Annotated in this window: 16 protein-coding genes; 7 read left to right on the forward strand and 9 right to left on the reverse strand. The window is 39.9% G+C overall.

Annotated features, from left to right (window positions below):
- Window positions 1–175 precede the first annotated feature (175 nt).
- Together AWN68_RS07455 and AWN68_RS07460 are read right to left on the reverse strand one after the other, a co-directional pair.
- Entirely contained in the window at window positions 176–679 is a 504-nt protein-coding gene (locus AWN68_RS07455) for a paraquat-inducible protein A (RefSeq protein WP_068413512.1), read from the reverse strand.
- A gap of 110 nt (window positions 680–789) precedes the next feature.
- Window positions 790–3,225 carry a zinc-dependent metalloprotease gene (locus AWN68_RS07460; protein WP_068413515.1) on the reverse strand — a complete coding sequence of 812 codons (2,436 nt, stop codon included), beginning with the start codon at window positions 3,223–3,225 and terminating at the stop codon, window positions 790–792.
- Window positions 3,226–3,334: 109 nt separating this feature from the next.
- Between AWN68_RS07460 and AWN68_RS07465 the strand changes: the two genes are divergently transcribed.
- Window positions 3,335–6,217, forward strand: a complete 2,883-nt coding sequence (locus AWN68_RS07465; RefSeq protein ID WP_068413518.1) for a S9 family peptidase — start codon at window positions 3,335–3,337, stop codon at window positions 6,215–6,217.
- A gap of 81 nt (window positions 6,218–6,298) precedes the next feature.
- On the opposite strand, the gene AWN68_RS07470 is transcribed toward AWN68_RS07465, so the two are convergent.
- The 3 genes from AWN68_RS07470 to AWN68_RS07480 form a co-directional block, all read right to left on the reverse strand.
- Window positions 6,299–6,997 carry a CPBP family intramembrane glutamic endopeptidase gene (locus AWN68_RS07470; RefSeq protein WP_068413521.1) on the reverse strand — a complete coding sequence of 233 codons (699 nt, stop codon included), beginning with the start codon at window positions 6,995–6,997 and terminating at the stop codon, window positions 6,299–6,301.
- A 273-nt stretch (window positions 6,998–7,270) separates the two neighbouring features.
- Window positions 7,271–7,954 carry a phytochrome family protein gene (locus tag AWN68_RS19130; protein ID WP_068413524.1) on the reverse strand — a complete coding sequence of 228 codons (684 nt, stop codon included), beginning with the start codon at window positions 7,952–7,954 and terminating at the stop codon, window positions 7,271–7,273.
- 202 nt (window positions 7,955–8,156) lie between these two features.
- Window positions 8,157–10,469, reverse strand: a complete 2,313-nt coding sequence (locus AWN68_RS07480) for a S9 family peptidase (protein ID WP_068413527.1) — start codon at window positions 10,467–10,469, stop codon at window positions 8,157–8,159.
- A 503-nt stretch (window positions 10,470–10,972) separates the two neighbouring features.
- On the opposite strand from AWN68_RS07480, the gene AWN68_RS07485 reads away from it, so the two are divergent.
- Entirely contained in the window at window positions 10,973–11,938 is a 966-nt protein-coding gene (locus AWN68_RS07485) for a HEPN domain-containing protein (RefSeq protein WP_068413530.1), read from the forward strand.
- A 208-nt stretch (window positions 11,939–12,146) separates the two neighbouring features.
- On the opposite strand, the gene AWN68_RS07490 is transcribed toward AWN68_RS07485, so the two are convergent.
- The 3 genes from AWN68_RS07490 to AWN68_RS07500 form a co-directional block, all read right to left on the reverse strand.
- Window positions 12,147–12,716 (reverse strand): DUF2911 domain-containing protein, encoded by a 570-nt coding sequence (locus AWN68_RS07490; protein WP_068413533.1) that lies wholly within the window; start codon window positions 12,714–12,716, stop codon window positions 12,147–12,149.
- 66 nt (window positions 12,717–12,782) lie between these two features.
- Complete coding sequence (locus AWN68_RS07495) at window positions 12,783–14,015, reverse strand: nucleoside recognition domain-containing protein (RefSeq protein ID WP_068413536.1); 1,233 nt, start codon at window positions 14,013–14,015, stop codon at window positions 12,783–12,785.
- Window positions 14,016–14,085: 70 nt separating this feature from the next.
- On the reverse strand, window positions 14,086–14,778 hold the full coding sequence (locus tag AWN68_RS07500) for a 16S rRNA (uracil(1498)-N(3))-methyltransferase (protein ID WP_068413539.1): 693 nt from the start codon (window positions 14,776–14,778) through the stop codon (window positions 14,086–14,088).
- Window positions 14,779–14,837: 59 nt separating this feature from the next.
- On the opposite strand from AWN68_RS07500, the gene AWN68_RS07510 reads away from it, so the two are divergent.
- Entirely contained in the window at window positions 14,838–16,310 is a 1,473-nt protein-coding gene (locus AWN68_RS07510; RefSeq protein WP_084362796.1) for an ArnT family glycosyltransferase, read from the forward strand.
- Here the strand turns inward: AWN68_RS07510 and AWN68_RS07515 are convergent.
- Entirely contained in the window at window positions 16,300–17,598 is a 1,299-nt protein-coding gene (locus AWN68_RS07515) for a sulfatase-like hydrolase/transferase (protein ID WP_068413549.1), read from the reverse strand. The genes AWN68_RS07510 and AWN68_RS07515 overlap by 11 nt on opposite strands.
- 182 nt (window positions 17,599–17,780) lie before the next feature.
- Here AWN68_RS07515 and AWN68_RS07520 point away from each other — a divergent pair, with 182 nt between their 5' ends.
- From AWN68_RS07520 to AWN68_RS07540, 4 genes are all read left to right on the forward strand, one after another.
- On the forward strand, window positions 17,781–18,023 hold the full coding sequence (locus AWN68_RS07520; protein ID WP_062591588.1) for a hypothetical protein: 243 nt from the start codon (window positions 17,781–17,783) through the stop codon (window positions 18,021–18,023).
- 5 nt (window positions 18,024–18,028) lie between these two features.
- Window positions 18,029–18,316 carry a type II toxin-antitoxin system RelE/ParE family toxin gene (locus tag AWN68_RS07525; protein ID WP_068413552.1) on the forward strand — a complete coding sequence of 96 codons (288 nt, stop codon included), beginning with the start codon at window positions 18,029–18,031 and terminating at the stop codon, window positions 18,314–18,316.
- A 740-nt stretch (window positions 18,317–19,056) separates the two neighbouring features.
- Window positions 19,057–19,452, forward strand: coding sequence for a hypothetical protein (locus AWN68_RS07535; protein ID WP_157716124.1), 396 nt, complete (start codon window positions 19,057–19,059; stop codon window positions 19,450–19,452).
- A gap of 265 nt (window positions 19,453–19,717) precedes the next feature.
- Complete coding sequence (locus tag AWN68_RS07540) at window positions 19,718–19,933, forward strand: hypothetical protein (protein WP_068413562.1); 216 nt, start codon at window positions 19,718–19,720, stop codon at window positions 19,931–19,933.
- The last annotated feature ends 156 nt before the right edge of the window (window positions 19,934–20,089 follow it).

Genomic DNA, 20,089 nt, shown 5'->3' on the forward strand with positions numbered 1-20,089 from the left:
GATTGAAAGATATTATTTTCAATATCCTATTTCTGTTTTTTCGAGTCATACTGATAGACCAATATCAGTTTCAGATGGTAGTGGTTACCGAAGGTGCAGAACTTGATGAAGCTGGAAAGAAGTTTCTAGATTCGTTTAAGTACAGAAAATAAATTAGTGGATCTGTCTCAATTCATTATTGTACTAAATCATCGGTTTTAACATCCATTACCTGAATGGCAAGAATGGAGATAATACAATAGGCCAAGAAGTAATTAAAGCCCTCATACAGTTCGGCACGAATACTTTCATTTTCACCAGTGGCTAGAAAAGCCAGCAAAATACCAACTACAAATACATCTGCCATAGACCATTTTCCAATAAGACCCACGAAGCGATAAAGGGCTTTGCGACCAGGTAATTTTTTAAAGCCCAAAACGGCCAAAAGAATCACCGCTTTTGTGATGGGGACTATAATAGAGAAAATTAGAATCAACCAAGCCACCAAATCATTATTGGTTTCGAAAAGTGATTGGATACTTTCCACCACGCTTTGTGTCCTTTCAAAAAGTTTGAATTCACCGATTAAAGGTAGTTGTGCTCCAATATTAATTTGAATGATGGGCTTTGTGAGTCCGGGGTAGAGGCACGCCAATGATACAATGATTAATACGAGTGCTACAGCGTTCCTTTTGTTCATAGTTAATTCAGTTATGGCTAAGACGAACAGTAATTATAAAAGTAATCAGAAATGAAAAAGAGCCATGATATTCTGGCTCTTTTTCATTCTTTCAATGTGTTTTTCTTTAATTAGTTTCCTTCAAAAGTACACCAAAATTGCGCATCCATTCCAATTGGCGAACCATCTGGAGGAGTCAGTGAAGTTGTAGGTGCTACTTCTTTCGGGTTTTCTAAAAAGCGAGCTAGTCTAAACGCTAACTCGTTCTGGAAAGTGTCATTGCCACTGGCTAGCTTTTTAGAAAAATTTCTAAGTGCTGCCATCGCCTCGGCTTGGGTAGAAACTGATGCTTGAGAACTCATGCTCAAGGACATCAATTCGCTGATAAAGCTGTCAGCAATTACTTTCTGGAGTTCTGCACGGTAACCGCTATAATTTGCATCGAAAGCAAGATTAGCCATCGCGTTAATGACATCCTGAAGTCCGACCTGATTGCTATCCATAGCTTTCTGCTGAACCAAACGCGTTGCTCGTTGCGAGTTGAACAAGAAACTCATGGTGGTTGCTGCAACTGCTTCTCCAGGAGAAACAGGATCGAAAAGCACTCCCGTTCTTACATTAAAGGTTTCTCTCGATCTTCCGTAACCAGGTGTTCTTGGAGGGATGATTTTAAGAATATGCTCAGGCACCTCTAAATTCTCAGGCTTCAACACATTCATTAAGGAAGCGAGTGCTGCTTTTTGCTCTCCAACAGGTACTGTTTGCTGTAATGGCTGAGAGTCACCTCTTAGTTTGTAGTTGTAATATGCTCCTCCAATTACTTTAGAAGCAGCTTCCAACTGGTAGCGGTGTAACATGTATACAGGCACAAATACTTCCTCAAGAGTAGTCATTGGAGCACCCATAGGGATGTTTTGCTCAGAGAAATTTTTCAAAGCGATTGTTCTTACTTCCATTAACCTGTTCAACTCATCCACAGGACTTTTTCCATTGTCCCAAAGGTGAGAGAAAGGATGCGCGCTTCCAGGAGATCTAGAATCTGAATCAGTAAGAAAGTGCAAGCCTTCTTTCAAGCCTTTTTCAATAATATCGTTCAAAGCTTTGTCTTCGTCCGTTCCTTTCGGAAAGTCTTGGTAGCCATAAGTAACGGCTACTTTATCCCATTCGCCAATACCAATATCGTAAGGAGCATCTAATGTAATTTTTCCATTTTTAAGCCCAATTTGAGGATGTGGATAATCCATTACAGAAGCATCTCCATCGGCACTAGAAGCATAACTGTGTGACAAACCGATCGTATGTCCAATTTCATGTGCAGAAAGTTGCCTTAAACGAGCAATGGCCAATTTGAGCATGATTGGGTCAGGTGTAGTCCCATTTTCATATGGATTGATTAAACCTTGAGCGATCAAAAAATCCTGACGAACCCTTAAAGAGCCTAAACTGACATGTCCTTTGATGATTTCGCCAGTTCGTGGATCTGAAACTGATGAACCGTATGACCAACCACGAGTGGAACGGTGTACCCACTGCACCAAGTTATAGCGAACGTCCATTGGATCGGCATCAGCAGGCATTTCGCGCACTTGAAAAGCATTTTTGTAACCTGCAGCTTCGAAAGCCTGGTTCCACCATTGCCCCCCTTCGATTAAGGCAGATTTAATTGGCTCTGGAGCACCTCTGTCTACGTAATAAATGATGGGCTCAACAGCCTCGCTTACTTTTGCATTCGGGTCTTTTTTGGCCAATCTATGTCGGTTGATAAATCTTTTTCTAATGTCTTCTTGAATTGGTGTAGCATAATCCATGTACGAAGTCCCGAAGAATCCTGATCTCGGATCAAGCTTTCTTGGTTTGTAACCTGCATCTGGCAATTCAACAAAAGAATAGTGCATTCGAACGGTTACCGCGTCTGAACTAGGAGTCACACTTCTAAGCGCACCACCAGTTGCACTGCCAACCAATGTAATGGTTGCTTCAAATTCCGAGTTTTTTGGGAAGTTCTTCAGCATTGGAGGGTAGATGGCCGAGCGGCTGGCATCGAAACGGAAGGTACCTTGTCGAGAACGATTAAGCGTATTCGCCACTCCGTAAGAATCAGTGAGAATCATTGGGGTGATATCGATTAATACCACGCCATTTTCCTCGGCTTCTACTTTAAAGCCTTGGAGTACCGATTCGGCAAAGGCTTGCTTTACGGCTTCAACTTCATCGGCATTGTTGGAAACGGCACGATAACTATAATTGGGTTCAACCAAAAGGATTTTTGAACCCACTCTTCTGAATTCAACAACACTAGTGCCGCCTAATTTACCACGGTCAAGGCCAATATCGTTAGAGCCAATACCAGCGGATAGCGAGTTGATGTAGAGGAATTCTTCGTCAAATTTTTTGATTTCTAAATAGACCTTACCGGCATCTTCATCCCAGTAATAATTGAAAAATCCTTCTTTCTTAATGGCGTCTTTAGTAATCTCTGCAATTGTTTTTTCCACAGGTGTTTTTTGCGCAAAAGTTTGCAGAGAAAGCACCATCAAAAAAGAAAATAAGAGTGTCTTTTTGAGCATGATGTTTTATGTTTTAATTCAAGTTGATTCCGTCAATATAAGAACTGTTTCTATGTAGCGCCTAACTTTTATATTTGTATGGATTAATAACCTTTAGAAAAGAAAACCTATGAAAACGAAAATCAGCTTATTTTCAATTTTCATGCTGTTTATGTTCTTTCAGGCAACCGCCCAAAAGAAACCACTAACACATGATGTTTATGATGACTGGAAAAGCCTGCAATCCACGACTATAAGCAATGATGGTAATTGGACCGCTTATAGAATTAGCCCTCAGGTAGGAGATGGAATCCTTGAGATTAAGAGCTTAACCAATAACAAAACCTATACTATTGATAGAGTGGGTAGGTATTCTTTTTCTAAGAACAGTGATTTTGTGGTGGCTACCGTTAGTCCTGAATATGAAAAGGAACATGCACTGAAACTTAAGAAAACAGCCAGTGCAAAAATGCCAAAAGATTCTCTTTTCATTGTGAACCTTAAGAGCGGTGAGATTAAGAAAATTGCTAGGGTGAAAAACTATCAACTATCAAGCGAATCTACGGAATGGATTGCTTGGTCGCACGAAACCCCTGAAGAGGAAAAAGCCAAGAAAGAGGAAGGCGAAAAATCTGAAGAAGCCAAGAAACCAAAATCAAAATCTAAAGGTACTGAGTTGGTGCTTTACAATATGGTTTCAGGTAATGAAAGCCGTTTTGAAGGCGTAGTGGAATATGAGTTGACCGAAAAAGGTAACTACTTATATTTTGAAAAAGATGAGGCGGATTCATTGAATCCTGCTGGCGTATTTGCCTTCAACACAAAGTCGGGTAAAGAGGTTACTTTAAACTCAGGTTTGAAGGACTACAAGAAATTAACGACTACCGAAGATGGTGAGCAACTTGTGTTTTTTGCTACTAATTCTGACAAAAAAGATGATCAGTATTTCAGTTTAATGCATTGGAAAGCGGGAAGTAATGAAGCTAAAATTATTGCCGACACTACAACTGCTGGTGTGCCTAATAACTGGATGGTGAGTGATAATAGCAATCTTCGTTTCTCAGAAAGCGGCAAGAGACTTTACTTCGGAACTGCTCCACGTCCAGTGAAGTATGCTTATGAAGAAGATTCCACAATGTTGGATTCTGAACGTCCTGCGGTAGATGTATGGTCTTATAATGACCCGTATATCCAACCAATGCAGAAATTAAGAGCCAACAGAGATAAGAATAAGACTTACGATGTAATGATGGATTTGAAGTCAATGAAAATGGTTCAGCTGGGTACTCCGTACCTCGAGAACATTTATATTGACGCTGAAAACGACCGTGACTTTGTATTGGCCACAGATGACCAATCATATAGAGTTCAGTCTACTTGGGATACACAACAACCTCGCGACTACTATAAAGTTGACGTGAACACAGGTAAAGCCAAGTTATTGATGCAAGCAGGTAGAGGCTTTATGTCATTGTCACCTGAAGGTAACTACCTTACTTGGTATGATCCAGAAGTAGAAAATTGGTTTGTAATGGACGTTGCTACGGAAACCACAAGAAACCTAACTGAAGGTATTGATGTGAGCTTTGCCAATGAGTTGCACGATTCTCCTTCTATGGCGGGTTCTTACGGAAGCGCTGGATGGAGCGAAAAGGATGCAGCATTCTTTGTCAACGATCGTTTCGATATCTGGAAAGTTGATCCAAAAGGAAAAGTAGCACCAGAAAATGTAACCAATGGTTTTGGTCGTAAGAGCAATATCAGTTTCAGATACCAGTCGTTAAACAGAGATGATAAATTCATTTCTATGAAAGCACCAGTATTGCTTTCTGCAACACACGAGTGGACAATGCAAGATGGTTTTTATACTGCCAATCTTTCAAAAGCTGCTAATCCAACCAAAGTGGTAATGGAAGATGTGAGCTTCGGTAGGTTGATTAAGGCTGAGGATTCTGATCGTGTTATCTTCACTAAATCTACTTATGAAGATTTTGGTGAATTATATGTGGCCAATAGCTACAAAATGGATGGGCTTAAAAAATTGACAAATGTTGGCGCGCAAGAAGACCCATACAATTGGGGCACTGCAGAGCTTATCCAATTCAATTCATTGGAAGATGGAGAAGAGATGCAAGCTATTCTTTACAAGCCTGAAAACTTCGATCCGAATAAGAAATACCCAATGATTGTGTATTTCTACGAAAGAAGAACCAACAGTTTGCATAGCCACCCAAGCCCAGCGCCAAGCGCAAGTACCATCAATATTCCATATTATGTGAGTAATGATTACTTAGTGCTAGTGCCAGACATTAAGTACCAATTAGGATACCCTGGGCCAAGTGCTTATAACCACGTTGTTCCAGCTGCAAATGCGGTTGTGAATATGGGCTTTGTTGACAAAAGCAAAATGGCAATTCAAGGCCAAAGTTGGGGAGGCTACCAAGTGGCTTACTTGGTAACGAAAACTAATATGTTTGCTGCAGGTGGCGCAGGAGCTCCAGTGGTGAACATGACTTCAGCTTACGGTGGTGTGAGATGGGGGAGCGGAATGAGCCGTATGTTCCAATATGAGAAAACTCAAAGCCGTTTGGGTGGAACATTATGGGAAACGCCATCACGTTATATTGACAACTCACCATTGTTTAGAATGGATGAAGTGAATACGCCATTGTTTATTATGCACAATGATGAAGACGGATCTGTGCCGTGGTACCAAGGAATTGAGTATTATATGGCACTTAGACGTTTGCAAAAGCCTTCTTGGTTAGTCGTATACAATGGTGAAGACCATAACCTTGTTCAGCGTAAAAACAGAAAAGACCTTTCTATCAGAATGGGTCAGTTCTTCGATCATTACTTGAAAGGTGCACCAATGCCGGAGTGGATGGCCAACGGACTACCAGCAACACTTAAAGGAAGAACTTTAGGTTACGAATTAGTAGACGAAACGAACAGCACTGTTGAGGGAGAGGGCGCGAGCTTAATGAAAGAGAAAACAAAAGGAAATAACTAGATAAGCAATTAACTAATCAGGTTTTAAACTGGTGAGGCATCTGCTTCACCAGTTTTTTTATGCCCTTGGTGTATTGGATTGCTAAACTCTATCCATCATAGACATTGTATTCAGTATACAGTGCGCTATGATTAATGGCCATAAATTCCGACCGAATTTGATATATGCGATTCCCATAACTAAGCCAATAAGCCCAGCGGTGATTGACCGTGCAGAAAAATCGTTTGAGTGTCTAAACCCGAAAATTGCAGCTTGTAATAGGACAGCAATGATCGTAGCGAAAGTTGTTGAAGAAAAAAGACGTTCAATCCAGTTCATTAAGAAGCCTCTATCGAGTACTTCTTCCAAAGCAGACTCCAATAGCACCATTGGCATGATGGAGAAAAATAGCCACCAATTTCCTTCTAAGTTTCCAAATTTGGAAGCGGCAGTTTCAGGCGATGTATCTGGGGCAATTGTAAATGGTAATGCGTCTTTGATAATTTCGAAAGCCATTATGGATATCACAACAGCGATAAGTATTAGAACAGAAATACCTAATGTTTTGCCTAAGCTTTTGGGTTTTCTTAGTCCCAGCTCTTTCCAAGTGACGTTTCGCACTCGCATTCTCCATGTTGCGACCACTAAAGTGGTAAGCGACCAAAAAAGGCCATTGACCATAAAACCGAATTGAGGGAAATACACTTCTCTAATCAAGAACATGATCGAGATGTAAATAATCAAGTCGAAAAGAAAGCTTTTATAATTCGTTGATTTTGAATTGGGTATTTGCAGGTTCATTTGGGGTGTTTTTTGGAAAGGGAGTAACCATGAGACAACCAGACTTTTGGAATGGTTACAGTTGGTCACCTTGTAGAGAGCTCTTTTTTAGGATGACGATTTAAGCAAGTAGCAGAACCTTAAGCCAGCGCGAATTTTCGCTCCTGTGGTCTGTAGGGGATTTGTACGAAAGGATGCGCTAGTGACAGTAAGAGGGGGGATGACATAATTCCAGCTTATAAATCGTTATAAGTTTTGGGGTAGCTGTTACAGGAGATACTGTTATCCGCAGTTTTAACTTTTAATTTTAATTTTTAAGTCAGTCATGAAAGTCGTGAGTTCTCTCGTGAAATTATCAAGAGTGATTGCCGATTTTTTTATGTGATCCACTATTTTTTTTACTTCATCAAGTGAATAATTTGTTTTCATGTTCAGGAGGCTTGACACACCTAAAATATAGGCAACGGGTTGTCTTACTTTATGTGAAGTAATAAAGATCATTTCTTCAAGGCCTTTTATATATTCCTTTAAATCCTCTTCTGTCTTTTTGAGTTCTTTATTGGCAATTGCTAATTCATCCGCACGTTTTACCTTTTCCTCCTTTTGAAAGGCAAGCTCCTTGTTTGCTATGAACAACTCATCCGCTCTGTTTTGCTTTTCTTCATTTTGAAAAGCGAGTTCTTTGTTTGCAAGAAATAATTCGTCTGCCCTACTTTGTTTTTCTCTATTTTGAAAAGCAAGTTCCTTGTTTGCAATCAGTAACTCGTCCGCTCTGCTTTGTTTTTCTTCATTTTGAAAAGCAAGCTCCTTGTTTGCTAAAATTAACTCCTCTGCTCTTTTTTGTTTCTCCTCATTCTGGAAAATAAAATCTTGATTAAGGGTAGTTATCTCATTAACAAGTGTTTGTATTTCGATTTGTTGAAATGAGAGTGTTTTTTTTGCAAGCCTTAACTCTTCTGGTTCTTCAATAGGAGTCATGTTATATCTTTTAATAACTGAGGAAGAGTCATCTTTAAAATTGACTCCAATGCGTTTAGCACAGGAAATTGCTCAAAATTTTAAAGTTAACCTACTCTATTTTTTTGAGTAACACTATTTAATTGTCTTGAGGATTTTCATTAATAAAAAAAAGACCTGCAATTGCTTACAGGTCTTTCAATTTGGTTGGTGTAATTTCTAATTAATTACCGTCAGGTAAATCCATATCTACATTGTTTCTGTAGTCGCCTAGCAAATGCTCAGCAAAGAAATACCACATCAATTGCTCGTAGTAATCTCTCTTGCTGCCATAGCCATGTCTAGAACCTGGAATTGGCATATAATCGAAACGTTTGCCCGCTTTCATCAACTCGTCTGCTACACGCATACTATTGCTTGGGTGTACGTTGTTATCGATTGTACCGTGCGTAAGTAAAAGATGTCCTTTCAAGTTGCTGGCCAAAGACTGGTTGGTTTTTACTTTTCCATCCCAAGTTACCTCGGTGGTTTCGTTACCGTCTTTGTCTTTTTTCGTTTTCTCCTTTTTGATTACACCATTGTGCGTTTCGCCCCACCATTTGTTATAAATGTTGTTGTCGTGGTTACCCGCAGAAGAAGCCGCTGCAGTATAGAAGTTAGGATAGGTAAGCAAAGCCGCAGTAGACATAAATCCACCACCTGAGTGACCGAAAATACCTACATTGTCAAGATCTATCCACTCGTGTCTTTCAGCCAATTGCTCCAAAGCACGCTTGTCATCAGCCAAAGCATAGTCCCTTAAATTCTGCCATCCGTAAGTGTGGTAGTATTTAGAACGTATTGGAGAACCACCTCGGTGGCCCATACTCACTACAATAAAGCCCAATTGCGCCATGGCAGTTTGGTAACCACCAGTAATGGTGAAATCATTGGTGAATGACTCTACTTGTGGGCCAGGATATACATAAGAAATGATTGGGTACTGACGTGTAGAATCAAAATCGAATGGCTTGAACATTACACCGTAAAGGTCGGTAATGCCGTCATCTGCTTTCATGGTAAAACGCTCAGGTTTTTCCCAACCTGCTTGCTCTAATAAACTCAAATCAGCAGTTTCTAACTGCATAATTACGTTTCCGTTATTGTCTTTTAATGAGGCCGTTGGCGTAACGTCTACCGCAGAGTTATTGTCTACATAGAATTTATTCGACTTCGACATGCTGATTCTGTGGTTGCCGTTTTCAGTAGAAATGGCTTTGAAGCCAGAACCATCAAAATTGGCTTTGTACATTAATGCGTAGTAAGGATCAATGCCGTCTTCTTTCCCGAAAGCTTCGAAATAGATTTTTCTTCCCACAGTGTCAACACTTTGTACTTGGCCAGTCACGAAATGACCGCTGTTGGTGATTTTGTTTTTCAAAGCACCTGTTTGGCCATCATAAAGGTAAAGCTGTCCAAAGCCAGTTCTTTCCGACCACCAGATCAATTCTTTTCCTTCTTCCATGATCAATAATTGCTGATAATCCCAGTTGAAATAAGGGTGGTCAACATCTTGGAAAAGCACTTTCAAGTCACCATTGGCGGTATTGATTACACTTACGTCTAGGGTGTCGCTAGTTCGGTTCATTCTGGTCAAGAAAAGCTTGTCAGAAGTTTCACCTGGTAAGTAAGCACTGATGGTTTGGTCAGTGAATTTTTCGACATCTACTTCAATATGTGTTCTTGTTTTTGGGTCGAAGATTTCTAAATGTTCCTGAGGAACATTTTGGTCGCCCGGCATGGCATATTTGTAGACTTCCAACTTTGGTCGCGGAAGCGTTAACTCGTTAATTACAAAAAGCTCTTCTACTTTTCTTGAATCAGAACGGTTAACAAAGAATTTAGCTTCGTCTTTAAACCATCTCACTCTTGCTCTAGACCTTTTGTCTGTGGTAGTATCGCCAGCATCACCAGCATAGCTAAACCATTTCTCACCGTCTTCAGTCAACTGAATTTCAGTTGAATCCGCATCGTCTGCCATCATCATATATAGGTTATGATTTTTAGCAAACGTGATGTAGGTACTGTCTGGAGAATAAGAAGCCCAGTTGTTTCTCTTAGGTCTTTTCTCAGTAGAGTCACCTTTGGTAATACGCTTTGAGTTTAGGTTGAAATGGTAGTCGATGCTGTCCACCATAAACTTAAGTGTGGTATTGTCATCTTCTAATTTCAAGCCTTTTAAATCAAGGTCATTGTGGTTCCAAGGCTTGCGGGTAAGCTCGCTCAATTGCGCTGCAAAGTCCTTGTTATCGAATATTTGATTTTTGGTTTTCTTTACCGGGTCTACTACATAGAATTTCTTTCCAGAAGTAGTGGTGTAAGTGTACCAAAATTTGTCGCTGTCTTTAAACCACTGCGGAGATACGCGCGTGCTTTTCAGCATTTTGCTCAGATTACTTGAGCTAAATTTCTGAGCTGCCTTAAAGTCAGCTTTGTGCTGCTGTGCCGAAAGCTGTATCACAGCGAAGGTCAGCAGGAGTGTTAAAATCTTTTTCATGCATGTAAGGTTGTTTGCACCAATAATAACCCCAAAGCGTCTGAAATACAACGGCTTTATTTTACGCTAACTATAGAAGGGATAAGCGGAGAAATGATCTAAGGATAAGCTATATAAGTTCGTCAAATTAACCGCAAAGGCCTCAAAGTAGCGCAAAGGCTAAATGCTACGTCATTGCGAACCTGCCAAAGTTTTTCGAAGTAGTGCTGCTTGCGTGAAGCAATCTCACCGCTAAATTGTAGTGCTAGAGATTGCTTCGTCATAAGCCTTTGCTATGGCAAGGCTTATTTCTCGCAATGACGCTGAACGCAGACTCTCTTGGCTGTTAAATACTAAGTGCCCAATGGATATTACTGTTTTATCAGTTAATTTCACTAAAATAGCACTTGTTAAAAGGTGCGTATAGCACACCGTATTGGCTGGCTATCGCTCATTAATTATAAATTACACGAAATATATCGCTCACTATAGTGAGCGATAGCCATTGTTATATGCAATAAATTATGAGCAAAGTTCGAGGTATTCAAGCAAAATATTTGATCAATCTTTATGAGCTTAAACTGCCTAATGAACCAGTCAACCTTAATATCGAGGGAAACCTTTATCTTTCTAACAACCCAAAAACTATTGAGGACTTTTTTAATGAAGAAGCAATTCCAATTGCAGGCATAAATGAAGTACATCACACTTATCAATCAAGAACATACCTGACTGATAGTGAAAAACATCATGAATCCAATTTTGATGAAAGACAAAATCTTATAGTGGCTTTAAAGAAAGCAGTTCTATTTTGTCAAGCTTTGTGGCTTTTAAAGGACAATTCTATTAGAACTGAATTAGGACATTTAATTTACACCACACAAGATGGCAATATTCTTCATTCCAATTATTTATCCTCGCTTTTTAACAATGCTTTAGCTCAATCAGCAACAACGGAGTTTAAGATTGGTGAACTAGAAAAAGCAGTTCATTACTATAAGCTTCTATATAAAATCTCATATATCGAATTATCCCCAATAACCAATCTAAGAAAAGATACCAGCCGAATAACAAGAGCATATTTTTTTCTCCAAGCAGCTAGAGCGAGTAACGACCTTGGTACTAAAATATCACAATATTGCACCGCTTTTGAATGTCTGTTTTCAACTTCTAATTCTGAATTGAAACATAGATTATCTGAAACTGTGGCATTATTTCTTGGTGGTAATAACCCACTAGAACAATACAAAAATATGCAGCTGGCATACGACTTAAGATCTTCAATTGTGCATGGTAGTCATGTTTCAACAAAATACTCAAAAAATAATTTTCAATTATTAAAGGAAACGGCATTAAACTGTGATGAATACTTTAGGCAATCCTTAAAAAGGATTCTTGATGACGAAGCTATTTTTGAACTTTTTACAAATGGAAAAAGTGAAGAATTAAATAGTTTTTTCCTCAATTTAGTTTTCGAAAAAAGCATATAACAAATGCTATGATTGAATGGGGTTTCATCGGTCAGGATATTTTGGTGGGGATTGGAAAGGTCCGCCACAATTAATAAATTTATATGGCGTGGCTGTGAGCGAATGGAAAGGTTAGTGCTGTCTAATCCCCACTCATCATAGCTGGTCGTTAAAACCCCACAAAAAAAAGCACCTCTCGGTGCCTTTCAATTCTTCCTTTAAGTTCGTTTTACCACTTAATAGGCATCTCGGCAATGGTGTTTTCCCAGCCTACCATAAGGTGAGTACCGCCTTCCACTTCTTTAAACACCATAGAAAGGTATTCAATTGGCTCGTCAGATTTGCTTACTGGGCCATCTACCCTTGCAATTTCTTTGCTGTCTTGTAAGGTGTAACTTCCCCAAGTGCCTAATTTGCTATGCAATACAAACGTCCATTTGTCGGTGTTGGGAATTGAAAATAGGGTATAAGTACCTGCTTTTACTCTTGTAGTACCTACGGTTACATCTTGGTAAAAAGTGATTTCATTGGCTTCATTAGCACCCAATCTCCAAATTTCCCCAAACGGAGCTGGTTTTTCTCCTAGCATCACTCTGCCTTTTAGCTGAGGACGGCCATAGTAAATTTTTATTTTAAGTTCTTTCACGGGTCTGCCCATTACTTCATCCAGTGGCTGTTGGTCTGGGAAGTAAGCAGCATCCATTGGGCTTGCGTCTGGGCCTGGGAATTTCTGTGCTTGTGCGTTAAAAGTGACCAATAAGGCCGCAATAGCAAAAAGCGTAATGATTGATTTTTTCATGTTTGTGGTTTTGTTTGTTTTGTTTTTGCTTTCAACTCCTATTTAACACAATAGGTTTTGAACTGCTCAATAGAAAAATAGATAAGCGATAAATATAGCGGCAATTACACCCACAAAGTCGGCTATAAGACCAGCGGTAACTGCATACCTAGAGTTTTTAATATTCACCGAACCGAAATACACGGCCAGTACATAGAAGGTGGTTTCGGTAGAACCTTGGAACACGCTGGAGAGACGGCCAACAAAAGAGTCGGCTCCATAAGTACGCATTGATTCTACCATCATTCCTCTGGCGCCACCGCCACTTAGTGGTTTCATCAGGGCAGTGGGGAGGGCGTCCACAAAATCCGTGTTCATTCCGGTAAGGGCAAATACTTCGCGAAGCCCGTTCACAAGAATATCTAAAGTGCCCGATTGACGAAACACACCGATGGCCACCAAAATGGCCACTAAATAAGGGATAATCTTTATGGCGACATTGAAACCGTCTTTCGCACCTTCAATAAATGCTTCATAAACATTGATCTTGTTTTTAAGCGCAAGCCCAATAAAGGAGGCGATCACAGTAAAGAGAATAAGACTACTGGCCACCGAAGAAATGACCTGAACCTCTTCTTGAGGAATGCTTTGGAAGTAATAAATCGCTAAGACGATAAAGGCAGTGAGCGAGCCCAAATAGAGCAGAATGGTTTTATTCAGAAGGTTGATTTTCTGATAAATAGATACCGTAATCAGTCCAGCCAAAGTGGAAAAGAAGGTGGCCAATAAAATAGGAATGAAAATATCTGCTGGGTTGGCTGCACCTTCCGTAGCCCTGTAAGCCATAATAGAAACAGGAATTAGCGTTAAGCCCGAAGTGTTCAATACCAAGAACATAATCTGAGCATTGGAGGCAGTGTCTTTGTTGGTGTTGAGTTCTTGCAAACCACTCATGGCCTTTAAGCCTAGGGGAGTGGCGGCATTATCGAGGCCTAAAAAGTTCATCGAAAAATTCATGACCATAGGACCAAACACGGGATGGTCTTTTGGGATGTCTGGGAAAATCTTGGTGAACAGCGGACTGATAAATCGAGCAATAATGGCTACAACTCCACCTTTTTCACCCACGCGCATAATACCCATCCACAAGGTTAAAACTCCAGTTAAGGCCAATGAAAGCTCAAAACCTGTTTTCGCCATATCGAAAGTACTTTGGATCATGGCCGGAAAAACTTCGGTATCACCAAAGAAGATCAGTTTGATGAGCGCGACCACAAAGGCGATTAGGAAAAAGGCAACCCAGATGTAATTTAAAGCCATGGGTGAATTTAGAATTAAGATTGACGATTTACAATTTTGTTGGGTGGGATGCTATTTCTAATGAGGTGTTTCAAACCAAATTCATCAAATGAACTGCCGCCATACCAGCCGTTTCGGTACGTAAACGGTTGGCGCCCAAACTCACTTTTACAAATCCCGCGGCCAAGGCCATTTCTACTTCGCGTTCGCTGAAATCTCCTTCAGGGCCAATCATCACTAAGTTTGAAGCCGAGCTGACGAGTCTGTCTTTCAACAAAGCTTCATTTTCAAAATCTACATAAGCCATAAACTTATGGTCGGCTTGAACCTCTTTGATGAAGTTTTTGACGGAAGTCAGTTCATCGAGTTGCGGCATAAAAGCCTGACCCGATTGCTTCATGGCGCCAATGGCCTTTTTTATAATTCTATCCAGCTTCAACACTTTCCTTTCAGAATGATCGCCTAAAAGGAAGGAGATTCGGTCTACACCCAACTCTACCGCTTTTTCCACGAACCACTCGGTGCGGTCTAAGTTTTTGGTAGGGGCAATGGCCAAGTGTCTGAAAGTGGAATGTGGCTTGACGTCTTCTTTGCTTGTAATTTCGAAAGCGCACTTTTTATGATGTGCTTCGGTAATGTTGGCGGTATAAAAGCTGCCTTTGCCATCGGTAAATTGAATGCTATCGCCTGATTTTAAGCGCATAACTTTAACGGCATGTCTCGACTCTTCGTCATCTAAATGCAAAGTGCCTGCGGGAATATCGGGTTGATAGAATAAGTGCATAACGGGTTTGGTCACTAAAATAGGAATAGATGCCTTGATTTCAATTATATTCGTTGCGAATGAAGGCAGAGAGAAATTTTTCACCCCAACAATACCGCTGGATTCAGTTGGCCATCAATCTGCTTTTTATAGCGGTTTGGTTCTTCGCTAATGAAGGGCTTTCGTTTTGGGATGACTACACCTATCTCAATTTTGCCAATGAAATCAATCAAGGCACTTTTGAAGTAACCACCAACCATTTCACAAGTAGGTTGGCCCTTATTTACCCCACTGCTTGGTTTATTAACCTGTTTGGGATTAACGAATACAGCATGGTGATTTTCCCCATGCTCTGTGGTTTGGGCCTGATCAACCTTTTTTTCTTTTTGGGGAATAGGGTGAATTACTGGATCGGACTTTTGGGCGGAATGCTCATACTCTGTGATTACCATATGATCAATTTTGCCATTCATCTTTTTCCAGAACTGCCATTAACGCTCTGCATTTTTATATTTCTGGTGGGCTATTATTTGGTACTGAAAAATGAAGCGGATTATCGGTTGACTGGATTTATTACGGCCACAGCCTTATTGGGTGCATTTCTAATCAAAACCACGGTGTTTCTGTTGTTGCCGCTGCTGACCTATCTCTTTATTACTGACAGAATTAATAGAAGGAACAAAGGCTTTTGGCGCATCTTCATCAGTTTAGGTATTTTCTATTTTCTGATCAACGGTTTTTGGTACTTAGAAACCAAAGGCAGCTTTATGTATCGCTTCGAAAATATAGCCAACAACCATGTGGCCACCGTAAAAACTTTCTTCGATAAGGAATCTCTGCTTTGGAAACGCTTGACTTATTTGCCGGTGATTACCTTCACCAAGGGCGGTTATTTTATTCCACTGCTATTGGCTTTGCCTGCAATGATTGGCTTAAAGCGAAAGGATTTCAACCTCAAACAAGCCGATAAATTTTGGCCTATTGCGAGTCTAATCTTAATGCTGAGCTATTGGTTCTTTTCCACTAACTGGCGGTATTATAGTCCGCTGCCGCTGGAAACACGACATATCGCTTTTTTCATTCCTGCTTTTATAATGACGGCCGTTACTTTTTGGCCTCAGCATCGGTGGTTTGAATTATTGAAAAACAAAGCGGTTCTAATTGCAGCAATACTTGGCTTTTTAATGATTCCCGCTTACACCATTTACAAATCGAGCAACCGAGGTTTTAAGGCAGAGCAAAGCATTGTACAGCAATATTTGGTGGAAGATCAAGCAGCCCAAACCGTGATCACTGATGGATTAAATTCGTACGGCTATCCTTACTTCTACAATTTCAACAAAGTAGAGGATAAGTATCTCTGGTTTTCAGAAATGGATTTTTCTCAAATCGAAATTGGTGATTACGTTCTGCTGAATGAAGCCTACTTCAATGAGGAGTATAACGATACGGCAAACTTTACCGCCTTTAAAAAAGCCGTTGCTGAAAAACAGTGGCGCCTCGATTTAATTGAAGAAAAGGGGAGGGTGAAATTTTATAGAATCACCCTCTAATCTCTAGTGCTTTATTCTTCAATTCAGTTTTTGCACTGGCTTCTGTTGTGCTCAGCGTTCCGTTTAATAGGTTTTCGGATTCATAAGGATCGCTTTCTAAGTCATAGAATTCTTCATTTCCATTGGTGAAAACGATCAATTTGAATTGATTGTTTCTAATCGCATAACCAGCCGAGTTAGCTTCAATAGATTCAGTATAAATTACATCCCTTCCTTCTTGATTGGCCTGAGAGAACATAGCCACAAAACTTTGACTGTCATTGATTATCGTGTTTTCAATGCCCGTCAGATTGGCGATGGTAGTAAACAAATCAGTAGAATTAACCAAAGCCACTTCGGTTGCTCCAGCCCTGGTTATGCCTTTTCCTGACACAACCATGGGTACATTTATACCGCCTTGGTATAATGTTCCTTTTGCTTTTTGGCGTCCATAAGGTGCTTGAGCAACACGGTTCGGAGTTCCGTTATCGCCAATGAAAATCACGATCGTATTACTTCTTTCGTCTTCTGGTATTGAAGTCAACAAACGTCCTATCTCAGTATCCATGGCTTCTAAGGCCGCCATATAATAAGGAGTTGGGTTAGCGTCAATTGAGCCACTGTCCGAGGCCAAATCTCCTTGATGATGCAAATCAGAAGGCGGTAAATGGAAGGGGGTATGCGGAGCATTGTAGGCCATCCACAAAAACCAAGGCTGGCTTTGTACTCCTAGCCAATCAATGGCCAAGTCGGTGAGTTTGGTCGTAGAGTATTCTGTGTTGGTCGAAGTGTTACCGTTTTCGGTTAACGACCAGTTGGTGTAAGATTGAACCGTCCCACTTAGAATTCCAGCATAGTAGCCTACGCCCATATCTGTGGGGTTTGACATGCTATTCGACAAATGCCACTTGCCTATGACGGCATGACTATAGTCGGTTGACGCATTGTTATCAATGTACTTTTGCAGAGAGGTTTCGCTGGTAGTAATTTCATCACCGACCCCTAAAATTCCGGTATTCACCCCATATTTCCCTGTTAAGATGGTCGCTCGGGTGGGGGTACAAACTGGCGCTGACCAAAAATTCATAAACGAAACACCTGAGTTCATTAATGCTTCTAGGTTGGGCATATAAGGCTTTATACTTCCTTCAGAAAAACCAGGCGTAGCATCTAAACCCATATCATCGGCTATAATGAGCAAAATATTGGGGGAAGTACTAATCTCATCTACCTCTGGTGCAGGCTCCGATTTGCAAGCGATAAGGCTTAAGCTAACAATTAGAATGTTAAATGCTTTTGCTATTGTCATATACATTCAGATCGAAGTGGGTGAATAAGGTTTAATTAGTGGGTATGACACCAAGACTCCCACGAAAGGTGGTGTATGCTTATCTTCCTATGTGATAAAAATGTAGAAATCTGTAGTTTGAAAAATGCGAGCCCTTTCAGTTGAGGCTATACTTTTACTCAAATAATTCGTTAATTTGAAGTATGGACATTCAAGCAGAGAAGCGAGATTTAATTCAGTGGTTGTCAGGACTTAATGATCTTCGAATGATCAAACTTGTCGGGACACTGAGAAAGGCATCTGAAGCAGATTCAGGTTCAAAACTCACCAAAGCTGAAATAGCTGCAATTGATCAAGGTTTGCGATCCATAAAAGAAGGGAAAGTTAAATCTCATGATGATGTTATGGAACTCACAAAGAAAGAATTCCCAAACCTTTTTGAGTAGTTACCATGGAAATCATTTGGTCAGATGATGCTTTTGAAGACTATTTAGAGAATATCAAATTTCTAATCAGACGGTGGTCTGAACATTCAGCTACTAACTTCATTGACGAGGTAGATACAATAATCGACCTTTTAAAATTAAATCCTGAAGCTTTTCCATTAAGTAACTATAAGAATATTAGAAGGGCAGTGATCAGAAAGCAAATCACACTTTTCTATCAAGTGGAAGAAGGAACAATCACCTTGGTTCGCTTCAGGAATACCTATAAAAACCCAGACGATATCGATCTTTAGCCTCAATCGCTTTGTTTTTTTTCGGGCTATCATTTTATAGTTAGACCATAATTAAAGTGTATTAACTTAGAAAGATCAGTCCGCACTACGGTGGTGAACAATGAGAGAAAATAATGCACAGGTTAATTCGAGGGATACCGAAACTAGTTCGGCATGACCCTCCGAATAGGCTTATTTTAGACAGTCATCCTGAACAAGTTTCAGGATCCGTTTACTATTTAGAGCCTTTCGGTACTCACTTTTTTGCCTTTCGTTTCTTTCGGGAAAATAGCTTATCAATGAATTTGCGAATCAGGCTGAAAGGGGGTAAAGTGAAGTATGTCACCACCAAAAATAATATACCAATCAAAATGAGTAACTCTCCACCCGAGCCAGTCTGCTGTTGGGTCAATCGATGAGTGCCAATTCCGACTTTATTATTAATTATCATCCAGAGACCATAGGAAGTAAACGAAATAGCTCCTAAGAAAACAGTAATAGAAGTCCAAAATCATCTCTTTTGCTCATGGGGTCAATTTGTCTTTCTACTTAGTTTGGTATATCATAGATTCGAGATTTAAGATCAAATTTTTTAACTAGAAACAAAAACCTGAAATGTTCCCATCTATGGCGCTCACTTTGTTAGTTCATAACTAAAGTGTATTATCTTAGAAAGTCCAGTCCGTACTACAAATGCGAACTAGTGAGAGTTTTCAAACTCTATAAGATTATTTATAATGGTATTGTTGAAGATAATAAAGATGACTAAGTACTACATACTTGTTGGATTAATAATTGGCTTAACAGCTAGTTGTCAAATTAATTCTAAAAACGAAATTTCCACCGATATTGTGGGGACTTGGAAAGCATACAGAAAGACCACCGTTGAAGGAGATTCACTTAATTTTCTTGGTAAAAAGTATAGTTCATCGATGTATTTTAGTCTCGAAACAAATGGTAGAGGAACGGACCTTAATGACCCTGTCAGGGAATTTAAATACTCCCAGAATGGAGATGCTTTGTTGTTGGGCAACAGATATTATCTAATAAGCTCTATTTCTAGAGATGAAATGGCTCTCAAAGAATTTGATCCCTCAATGCCCGATGATCCACTTGCTTACCTTCATTATCTAAGAAGGGAACCATATGGAAAATGAGGTTTTTGAGTCTTATGCATTCAATTCAGGTGAATGGGGAAGAAATATTATACAATCTACCCTCTCACGCTCACTTACCCACTTCGGTAACTGGTGCTTGCCTTTGGCGAGTACCTATTTTGTTATGCAATTTGAGTGCATAATTTAGAACAAAACCGAAAGACCAGCTTTAGAAACAAGGCTGGTTTTTTATATATTAAGCGTTGAGAAGAGGCATAAGATCAGTCTGTACTACAAGTGCGAACTAGTGAGTAATTAATTTATTATGGAGAACTATTTAGAGGATTTAATAAATCAATTAGTCGAAGAAGCCTATGAGATCAAGGCAAATAGTAACGATGAATTTGAAAAGGGTAAATTGTTTGGTTATTATCAGGCAATATCACTGATACTAAATCAGGCGGAAGCTTTTGGACTTATTGATAGATTACCTTTAAAGTGGCGTGATTTTAAGCCAGAAGTGTTATTGTCAAAAAAGTAAATTCCCACGCTAATCCTCGTTGCAAACGAGGATTAGCCCCTAGCGCTCACTTGCCCACAGCGGTAACTGGTGCTTGCCTGCCTAGCGGAAAGCAGTACTATTGAAACAAAAAAAAAGAGTGCCTTTTCAGACACTCTCAATTTCTAATGTTGGAAA

It is taken from the genome of Roseivirga echinicomitans (genome assembly GCF_001592935.1).
In the GTDB taxonomy this organism is placed as follows: domain Bacteria; phylum Bacteroidota; class Bacteroidia; order Cytophagales; family Cyclobacteriaceae; genus Roseivirga; species Roseivirga echinicomitans.